Origin of the sequence: Curtobacterium sp. GD1 (assembly GCF_020882855.1) — a bacterium.
In the GTDB taxonomy this organism is placed as follows: domain Bacteria; phylum Actinomycetota; class Actinomycetes; order Actinomycetales; family Microbacteriaceae; genus Curtobacterium.
Window position 1 is genome coordinate 61,748 of sequence record NZ_JAFEVQ010000002.1, and the last position, 9,642, is coordinate 71,389.

The following is a 9,642-nucleotide window of genomic DNA, read 5'->3' on the forward strand; positions in this document are numbered from 1 at the left end:
CGGATCGTGTCAGGACCACTGGTCGCGGAGCACCGGCGCGGCCGTGGCGGCACCCGACGTCCGGCGGGCACGGACCAGCAGCACGAGCGACTCCGGCGAGTCGATCTCGTGAAGGCGGCACGGACCGACCCGGCGGCTCCAGTCGGCGGCGAACGCCTCGGCATCGGCACGGCGACGTCCCACGGCCGCCGGCACGGCGAAGTACCGGTCGCCCGGGGTGACCGCACGGGCCACGGCCAGGGCCACGACGAGCAACGGTGCCCGGCGCACGGTCGCGCGCTCGGTGCGGCTGACCTGCAGCAGGAAGCGCGGGGTCCGCACCGGGCCGAAGAACTCGGCGAGCGCGCCGGTCACGACGCGGCGGTCCTCGGGGCGTGCGCCGAGCACCTCCATCGTGAAGCTCTGCGGCACCTTCCCCGCCATCTGCGCGGTGACGCGGACGTCCCCCTCGCCGAACGCCGGGACCCGACCGGCCCGGTGCAGTGCGTCGACGACGACCCGGACGGCTCTGCGGTAGGCGCCGACGGTGCTGAACCGCTGGCGGAGGGCGAGGCCGAGCTGTCGGGCGACGGGCCAGACGAGCAGGACGGCGAGACCGATGACGACGAGGAGCCCGAGGACGCCGGGCACCGAGCCGAGCCGCCAGAGGGCGACGATGCCCCGGGCGGACTCGGCGAGCAGCCAGAGGACCGCGCCGAGGACGACGGCGAGCACGAACTCCGCGGTCGGTCCGGTGCGGAACGGCTGCGTGCGTGGTTCCTCGACGACGGTCGCCGTGCTCTCGCGGTCGGCGTAGGGCTCGCCCACGCGCCAGGCGGCCCAGCTGTCGGCCCGGGTGGGGAGTTCGGCGGCGATGGTCTCGTCGAGGGCCCGGACGGTCTGCCGCTCGTCCTTGGCGACGAGTCCGGCGAGCCGGCGGGCCTGTCCGTCGGTGAGCGCGATCGACGTGCCGCGGACCACCTGCGCAGAGTCCGAGCGGAGGAGTCCCCAGATCTGTTCGTGCTTCCGGCGCAGCCGGGAGACGTCCGGGGCGGCGTCGAGCGGGACGTCGGCCGGGACGACGGCGGTGACGGTCCAGTTGTGGGCGACCTTGCGGGGCCACGCCGGGTCGAGGCGGAGCGTGCGACCCCGGAGCTGCTGGGTCGCCGACGAGGTCGCGACGGCGGTGAGGTCGATGAGCGTGTTCGCGGCGGGGCAGTCCCAGCCCTCGCCGAGGAGGCCACGGGTACCGATGACGAGTCGGGTGGTGCCGTCCGTGAGCAGGGCGGAGACGGCGGCCAGCACGGCGGCCGATCCGGCACCGGGAGTCTCGACGCTGCGCACGTGCGGGTCCTCGGGCACCGGCTCCGTGCTGCAGGTCGTGCCGAGGCGCTGCTCGAGTGCGGGGAGCAGGATGTCGGCGTCTCGGGCGGCGATCCGGAGGTGGCGTGCGGTGACGAGCACGGGGCGCAGCGGCACGGGGTGGTCCTCCGTCGCGACCGTGGCGAAGGTCCGGAGTGCGCCCGCGGCGGGGACGGCGCTCCCCCGGGTGTTGCCGTGGGTGGCGTGGTCGGTCACCACGACGGCCCGGACCCGGTCGGCGGCGTCCTGGGAGAGTTCGAGGTGGAGCAGGTCGACGACGGCGCGGTCCTTCGCGGCGGACGATGCGAGCACCGTGTCGATCGGGTCCCGGCTCCGTCGAACGCCGCGGTCGGTCAGGGTGAAGCCGAAGTCCACGATCGAGCGCTTGATGCGCTGCCACTGCTCCGCGCGGTCGGGGTCGGGCAGCAGTCGGTCGAGGGCGTAGCGGGCGAGGACCCGGATCCGCCCCTCGGCGTCGGGGGCGCGTCGGACGTCGTCGGGCAGGAGCGCGAGCAGTGGGTGGTCGGGGCGGAACTCGGCGAGGGTGCGTGCGGCGGCCTCGGCGACGGGGAAGTCGGCGGCGAAGGCTGCGGCGAGTCGTTCCTCGGCGGTGGCGGGCCGTGTGCCGGGGTCCGGTCCGGAGACCGCGCCGGTGCTGGTCTCCGGTTGCAGCGTCGTCTCGAGCCAGTCGATCCCGTCGGGTTCGGCGAGCGCCCCGCGGATCAGCGCGGTGAGTCGGCGTTCGTGGTCGCGCAGGAAGGCGAGCTCGACCGGGGTCGGGTCGACGAACCAGACGTGGTCGCGGTAGGGCGCGAGGTTGCCCTCCTTCACGACGGCGGGTGTCGGCACTTCGTGGTCGACGTCGCCGAGCAGTGCGGTGTAGGTGTCGTGGGCGTCGCGGTCGTCGGTGGACGGCAGGGTCTCGGTCAGGCCGATGACGACCGGTTCGCGGCCGGACGCGCGAATGCGGCCGAGCAGGTAGGCGACCACCAGCGCCCAGTGGTCGAGGAGGTGGTGGCACTCGTCGAGGACGACGGTCTCGACTCCGTGTGCCACGAGCCGGTCGACGAGTGCGCGGGCGTTCGGGTGCAGGGCCTCGGCGAGGCGCTCGGGGTCCTCGCGCGCGAGCCGCTTCCGGATCGCGCGGGAACGGCGACGGACGCCCTTCCGGAACGCTGCCGGGTTGCTGGTGCGGAGGTCGTCGATCCACCGTGCTGCGGCCGCGTCGTCCCGTCCCCCGTCGACGAGTTCGCGACGCCAGTCCGCGGTGGCGAGGTCGGTGAGCGGACTGCCGGTGTCGAGGACGGAGAGCATCTGGTAGGTCAGCGCGGTGAGGTCGCCGGGGCGGTCCGGGTCCTCGGACACCGTCGCGTCTCCGTGCAGGGCCGACGCCGATCGGGCCCACTGCGAGCGGATCGTCGCGGTCGGCGCGAGCACGAGGGCGCGCGCACCGTGGCGTCCGGCGAGGAGCAGCCCGAGCAGGGTCTTGCCGGCACCCGGCGGCGCGACGACGTGGACGGGGTCACCGGGTTCGACCGGCACCCGGTCGAGGACGTCGCGTTGGTACGTGCGCAGCGTGCCCTGGTGGCGCCAGCTGGCGAGCGGGAGCGTGCGGGCCCCCGAGCGGTCGTTCGTGCGGTCGTTCGTGCGTTCCCCCGTCGTCACCGTCCGAGTCTCCCACGGGTACCGTCGCCAGCAGCCGAACGAGGAGGTTCCACCATGTCCGACGTCACCACGTCCACCAACCGCTACGCGGGCTCGAGCATCCAGGCGATCGCACTCGTCGTCGGGGTCGTCTTCCTGCTCGTCGGGATCGCCGGGTTCGTCCCCGGGCTGACGACGGGCGACCTCGGCGGGGCGGGGCACGGCTCGATGGCGATGCTGCTCGGACTGTTCCAGGTGTCGGTGCTCCACAACGTCGTGCACCTGCTGTTCGGGGTCGTCGGACTGCTCGCGGCGCGGTACGCGACCGGGTCCCGCATGTACCTCGTGATCGGTGGCGTCGTCTACTTCGTGCTGTGGGTGTACGGGCTGTTCACCGCCGGACACGACTTCGGGGCGAACTTCGTGCCGCTGAACTGGGCGGACAACTGGCTGCACCTGGTGCTGGCGATCGGGATGGTGGCGCTCGGCGTGGTCTTCCCGCGCGAGCGCCACACCGCCGTCACCGCGGGCTGACCGCGTCGCCGACCGGACCCGCGGCCGCTTGCGCCGCGGCCGCTCGTGCCTCGGTGAAGGCCGTCACGCACCGCCGGACCTGCTCCTCGGTGTGCGCCGCCGAGAGCTGCACCCGGATCCGCGCCCGGTCCTTCGGCACCACCGGGTAGCTGAACGCCGTCACGTAGATCCCGCGCGCCTGCATCTCGTCGGCGATCCGTGCGGTCAGGGCCGCGTCGTGGAACATCACCGGAACGATCGGGTGCTCCCCCGGCAACAGCTCGAACCCGGCGTCGGTCATGAGCGACCGGAAGCGCGCCGCGTTCGCCCGCAGCCGCTCGCGCGCGTCGTCCGACCGCTCGATGAGGTCGAGCGCTGCGACCGTCCCCGCGGCGATCACGGGCGCGAGCGAGTTCGAGAACAGGTACGGACGGGACCGCTGCCGCAGCAGGTCCACGATCTCCTGGCGGCTGGCGACGTACCCGCCGCTCGCACCCCCGAGTGCCTTGCCGAACGTGCCCGTGTACACGTCCACCCGGTCCGCGACGCCGCACAGCTCGGGCGTCCCCCGGCCGTGCTCGCCGACGAACCCGACGGCGTGCGAGTCGTCGACGATGACGAGGGCGTCGTACCGGTCCGCGAGGTCGCAGATCTCGGCGAGCGGGGCGATCGAGCCGTCCATCGAGAAGACGCCGTCGGTGACGATCGCGCGGAACCGGGCGTCCCCGGCGGCGACGAGCTGCGCCTCGAGGTCCTGCACGTCGCGGTTGCGGTACCGGTACCGCTGCGCCTTCGACAGCCGCACGCCGTCGATGATCGAGGCGTGGTTCAGCTCGTCCGAGATGATCGCGTCCTCCGGCCCGAGGAGCACCTCGAACAGGCCGCCGTTCGCATCGAAGCACGACGAGTACAGGATCGTGGCCTCGGTGCCGAGGAACGCCGACACGCGACGCTCGAGGTCGAGGTGGAGGTCCTGCGTGCCGCAGATGAACCGGACGCTCGCCATGCCGTAGCCCCACCGGTCGAGGGCGTCCTTCGCCGCGTCGACGAGATCGGTGGAGTCGGCCAGCCCGAGGTAGTTGTTCGCGCAGAAGTTCAGCAGCGGAGCACCGTCGGCCTCGATCGCCGCACGCTGCGGACCGGCGATGCCGCGCTCCCGCTTCGTGAGCCCGGCGGCCTCGATGCCCGCCAGCTCGGCCGTCAGGTGGTCCTTGATCGCGCCGTACATCAGATCTCCGTCCAGTCGATGACGACCTTGCCGCCGTCCGCGCTCGCCGCTGCGGCGAACGCTGCCTCCCAGTCACGCGCCGCGAAGCGCCCCGAGACGATCGAGGCGATGCGGTCGCGCAGCACCTCGCTCGTCTGCAGCATCGAGCTCATGGTCTGCCACGTCTCGAACATCTCGCGGCCGTAGATGCCCTTGACCGTGAGCATGTGCGTCACGACCTTGCCCCAGTCGACCGCGATCTCGCCGGTCGGCAGTCCGAGCATGGCGATCCGCCCGCCGTGGTTCATGTTGTCGACCATCGCCGGGAGGGCGGTCGGGGCGCCGGACATCTCGAAGCCGACGTCGAACCCCTCGCGCATGCCGAGCTGCTCCTGCGCCGCCCGGATCGGGTCACCGGCGGCACCGACGTCGACGCCGAGGTCCGCGCCCATCGCCGTCGCCATCGCCAGGCGCTCCGCACTGACGTCGGTGCCGACCACGAACCGGGCACCGGCGTGCCGGGCGACCGCGATCGCCATGAGGCCGATCGGCCCGCACCCGGTGACGAGCACGTCCTCGCCGACGACGGGGGACGCGAGCGCCGTGTGGACCGCGTTGCCGAGCGGGTCGAACAGGGCGCCGACCTCGGGGTCGACGTCGGCGTGGTGCACCCAGACGTTCGCGCCGGGCAGCGTCAGGTACTCCGCGAAGGCGCCGTCCCGCTGCACGCCGAGGCCCTTCGTGCGGATGCACATCTGGCGTCGGCCGGCCCGGCAGTTCCGGCACGTGCCGCACACGATGTGGCCCTCGCCGGAGACCCGGTCCCCCACCGCGACGTCGCGCACGGCGGAGCCGACCTCGACCACCTCGCCGAAGAACTCGTGTCCGGGGACCAGCGGGGCCGTGACCGCCGACGCCGCCCAGTCGTCCCACCGCCGGATGTGCAGGTCGGTCCCGCAGATCCCGGTGCGGAGGACCCGGATGAGGACCTCGTCCTCCGTCGGGACCGGTACCGGCCGCTCGGTCATGATCAGTCCCGGAGCAGCGTCCGGCTTGTACAGCGCCCTCATCGGCGTCATCCGCGTCACCTCGTCGTGCGTGATGTGTGTCGTCGGCGGCTCGTGACCGCCGTCGTCCACCCTGGCACAGGTCGCGCGCGCGGGCCGTGCATGTCGCATGCACGGCGTGGACACGGGCGCGCGGGCGACCGGTGCGTGCGCATGCTTCGACGAAACACGCGTCGATCGAGCGGCGGAACGTCGGAACATGCGCACGCAGACGGTGCGTGCGCATGCGTCGACAGAACACACGTCGATCGACGGGCGGAACGTCGGAACATGCGCGCGCGGGCAACGCGCGGCACGCGGCAGGCGCCCTGGAGGCACGGCGCAGGTCCGGCGCGACGGCCCGCGCCCAGCAGCGCGCGGCCGGCCGGGTCAGACCTCGCTGAAGGGCTCCGCGTCGTCGAGCCGCACCCGGAGCGCCGGCGCCGCCCGACGCCGGTTCCCCCCGGGCAGCACCCGCCGCGTGGACGCACGCCGGATCACCTCGGCCTTGAGGGTCGCCGCCACCTCGGCGCCGTGCGCGTACGGGAAGCGCACGATCGCACGGACGGTTCCCGGGAGTGCGTCGTCCTCGACCGGTACCGGACCGAGCACGGGGCCGACAGTGAGGCCGTCGAGCGCCTCGACCGCGGCCGTCACCGCCTCGTCCGTGCCCGTCAGCGTCGCGACCCGCACGGCCGGTGGGAAGTGCAGCTCACGGCGGTCGGCGAGCTCGTCGTGCGCCGGACCGTCGAGCCGCCACAGCGCCATGGCCGTCGCGAGCTTCCCGCCGATGCCGACGAGGTACGCCTCGGCGCCCGGGGCTCCCTTGGCGGCGGCGTTCGTCCAGAAGCGCAGCACGTCCTCCTGCACGCGGAGCCCCTCACGCGCGAGCATGCGCTCCCCGTCGAGCAGGAGCACGCACGCGTACCCGCCCGGGACGCTCGGCTCGGCTCCGCGGGTGGCGACCACGACCGAGGGGCGCGCCGGGACCTCGTCGAGCGGACGGGAGCCGTCGGCGACCACGATGCGCGTGCCCGGGAACGCCCGGCCGAGCTCGTCCGCGGTGCGCTGCGCCCCCTGGCCGACCGGCTTCACCGTGCCGTTGCCGCACGTCGGGCAGCGGAACCCGACCGCCAGCGCGCCGCAGAACCGGCACTGCGGCGTCGCACCCCGGTGCGGGCTGCCGAGCGGACCGCCACAGATCCGGCAGTGCGCGCGCTCACCGCACTCGGCGCAGACGAGCCCGGTGCCGAACCCCGGACTGGCGACCTGCACGAGGACGGCTCCGTGCTGGCTGGCCTCGCGCGCGGCACGCCACGCCGAGCTCGGGATGCGGGCCTGTGCCGCGTACCCCTCGGCGCCGGTCTGCTGGACGGTCGGGATGACCTTGGGTGTCTTCGCCCGGTACGGCGTGACCTCCTGCAGCCAGTGCAGCTCGACGAGCCGTTGCACGTCGGTGCTCCGGGCGTGCGACAGGAACAGCAGCGCGGCCCCGGACTGCGCGGCCCGGACGAGGGCGACGTCCCGGGTGTGCACGTACGGGGCACGCGGCTCGATGAACGAGGCGTCCCCGTCGTCCCACATGGCGATGAGTCCGAGCTCGGTCGCCGGCGCGTACACCGCCGTGCGGTTGCCGATCGCGACGACCGCGTGGGTCCTCGCCTGCAGCAGGGCCTTGGCCCGCTGCCCGTTCGTCTGCTTGGCGTCGAACCGGACGACCCGTTCCGGCGGCAGCACCGCGAGGAGCGCACGCTCGAGGTCGGAGACGTCGCGGAAGTCCGGCACGGCGATCACCGCCGACTGCTCCGCGGCGACCGTGTGCGCGGCCGCCTGAGCGAGCGTGGCCGCCCATCCGGGGACCCAGACCGGCGCGTCGGCGGCACCGAGCGCTGTCGGGTGGGGGACGGCGGCGACCGCAGCGCGACCGTGGTCGGCGACCAGCGCCTCCAGGACGCCGTCCGCGTAGCCGGTGACGGGCGGCGGCTCGACCGACGGCGGCGACCACGCGGTGTCGCGGGCCAGCCAGGCCTTCTCGGCACGGACCTGGCGCGTCGGCACGGCGAGCCGGAGCACGTCGGACGCCACCCCCGCGGCACGGTCGGCCACGGCGCGCGCGAGCGACCAGATCTCCGGCGCGAGGACCGGCACCGGGGAGACGACCGTCTCGATGGCGCTGAGCTCACCCGGGTACTCACCCTCGGTGACGATCTCGACCACGTAGGCGTCGGACATGCGCGCACCAGTGCGGAGCGGCACCTTGACCCGCACCCCCGGCACGCAGTCGTCCTCGAGCCCGTCCGGCACCCGGTAGTCGAACAGACGGTCCAACTGCGGGAGCGGCGAGTCGAGGACGACGCGCGCGACGGTGGTCACGCCGAGGCCTCAGACGGCAGCGGCGACGAGTCCTGCGGCGGCGCGGAGTTCCTCGACGCGGTCGAGCTGCTCCCAGGTGAACCCGGGGAGCTCGCGGCCGAAGTGCCCGTACGTCGCGGTCTTCGCGTAGATCGGACGGAGCAGGTCGAGGTCGCGGATGATCGCGGCCGGCCGGAGGTCGAAGACCTGCAGGATCGCGGCCTCGATCGTGGCGTCGTCGACGTGTCCGGTGCCGAACGACTCGACGTAGAGCCCGACGGGCTTCGCGCGGCCGATCGCGTAGGCGACCTGCACCTCGAGCCGGTCGGCGAGGCCCGCGGCGACCGCGTTCTTCGCGACCCAGCGCAGCGCGTAGGCGGCCGAGCGGTCGACCTTCGAGGGGTCCTTGCCGCTGAAGGCGCCGCCACCGTGGCGGGAGGCACCGCCGTAGGTGTCGACGATGACCTTGCGTCCGGTGAGGCCGGCGTCGCCCTGGGGGCCGCCGATCTCGAACCGGCCGGTCGGGTTCACGATGACGTCGACGTGCGACGAGTCGAGGTCGACCTGGGCGAGCACCGGACGGATCACGTGCTCGGTCACCGCGGCGGTGAGCTCGTCGAGCGTGACGGACGGCGAGTGCTGCGTGGAGAGCACGACGGTCTCGACGGTCTTCGGCACGACGCCGTCGTACCCGACCGTGACCTGGGTCTTGCCGTCTGGACGCAGGAACGACAGCTCGCCGGACTTGCGGACCGCGGCCAGTCGCTCGGCCAGGCGGTGCGCCAGCCAGATCGCGACCGGCATGTACTCGGGGGTCTCGTTCGTCGCGAAGCCGAACATGATGCCCTGGTCGCCGGCGCCCTGGCGGTCGAGCGGGTCCACGCCGGCACCGGAGCGCGCGTCGAGGGACTCGTCGACACCCTGGGCGATGTCGGGCGACTGCGCACCGATCGAGACCTCGACGCCGCAGGTGTGGCCGTCGAAGGAGACCTCGGACGAGTTGTAGCCGATGCCCGTGATGACGTCACGGACGAGCTTCGGGATCTCGACGTAGCCCGAGGTCGTGACCTCGCCGGCGACGTGCACGAGTCCGGTGGTGACCATCGTCTCCACCGCGACGCGTGCGTGCGGGTCGACGGTCAACAGCGCGTCGAGGATCGTGTCCGAGATCTGGTCGCAGATCTTGTCGGGGTGCCCCTCCGTCACCGACTCGGACGTGAAGAGGCGCAGGCTGCTGCTCGTCACCGCGGTCAGTCGGTGGGCTGCTGCTGCTTGGTGACGGTGAGCTTGTCCTCGTTGATCTCGTGCAGTGCGACGGACAGCGGCTTGTCGTCGATCGTCGAGTCGACCAGCGGGCCGACGTTGTCGAACAGCGAACCCTCGTGCAGGTCGGCGTAGTAGTCGTTGATCTGTCGCGCGCGCTTCGAGGCGAAGATGACGAGCGCGTACTTCGACTCCACCTTGGCGAGCAGGTCGTCGATGGGCGGGTCGATGATGCCCTGGGGGTTGGCCATGGTGTCTCCAGTCGACGGAACGGGG

7 protein-coding genes are annotated in these 9,642 nt (G+C 73.1%); 1 reads left to right on the forward strand and 6 read right to left on the reverse strand.

Translation table 11 applies throughout. From position 1 onward, the window contains the following. Window positions 1-9: 9 nt before the first annotated feature. The gene (locus JSX79_RS01910; RefSeq protein WP_229084997.1) at window positions 10-3,006 is read right to left on the reverse strand and encodes a DEAD/DEAH box helicase family protein; all 2,997 of its coding nucleotides are present in this window, start codon (window positions 3,004-3,006) and stop codon (window positions 10-12) included. 54 nt (window positions 3,007-3,060) lie between these two features. On the opposite strand from JSX79_RS01910, the gene JSX79_RS01915 reads away from it, so the two are divergent. Next, window positions 3,061-3,519: a DUF4383 domain-containing protein gene (locus JSX79_RS01915; protein WP_181015119.1), complete on the forward strand. Its 459-nt coding sequence runs from the start codon at window positions 3,061-3,063 to the stop codon at window positions 3,517-3,519. On the opposite strand, the gene JSX79_RS01920 is transcribed toward JSX79_RS01915, so the two are convergent. The 5 genes from JSX79_RS01920 to rpoZ form a co-directional block, all read right to left on the reverse strand. After that, entirely contained in the window at window positions 3,506-4,726 is a 1,221-nt protein-coding gene (locus JSX79_RS01920; protein WP_229084998.1) for a glycine C-acetyltransferase, read from the reverse strand. The genes JSX79_RS01915 and JSX79_RS01920 overlap by 14 nt on opposite strands. Next, a complete protein-coding gene (gene tdh, locus JSX79_RS01925; RefSeq protein ID WP_229084999.1) occupies window positions 4,726-5,775 on the reverse strand; it encodes an L-threonine 3-dehydrogenase in 1,050 nt (349 codons plus the stop codon). The genes JSX79_RS01920 and tdh overlap by 1 nt, the downstream gene beginning before the upstream one ends. A gap of 366 nt (window positions 5,776-6,141) precedes the next feature. Then, window positions 6,142-8,124, reverse strand: a complete 1,983-nt coding sequence (locus JSX79_RS01930) for a primosomal protein N' (RefSeq protein WP_229085001.1) — start codon at window positions 8,122-8,124, stop codon at window positions 6,142-6,144. Between the two features lie 9 nt (window positions 8,125-8,133). Next, window positions 8,134-9,348, reverse strand: a complete 1,215-nt coding sequence (gene metK / locus JSX79_RS01935; RefSeq protein ID WP_070416247.1) for a methionine adenosyltransferase — start codon at window positions 9,346-9,348, stop codon at window positions 8,134-8,136. 5 nt (window positions 9,349-9,353) lie between these two features. Beyond that, the gene (gene rpoZ, locus JSX79_RS01940) at window positions 9,354-9,617 is read right to left on the reverse strand and encodes a DNA-directed RNA polymerase subunit omega (RefSeq protein WP_022906709.1); all 264 of its coding nucleotides are present in this window, start codon (window positions 9,615-9,617) and stop codon (window positions 9,354-9,356) included. Window positions 9,618-9,642 lie beyond the last annotated feature (25 nt).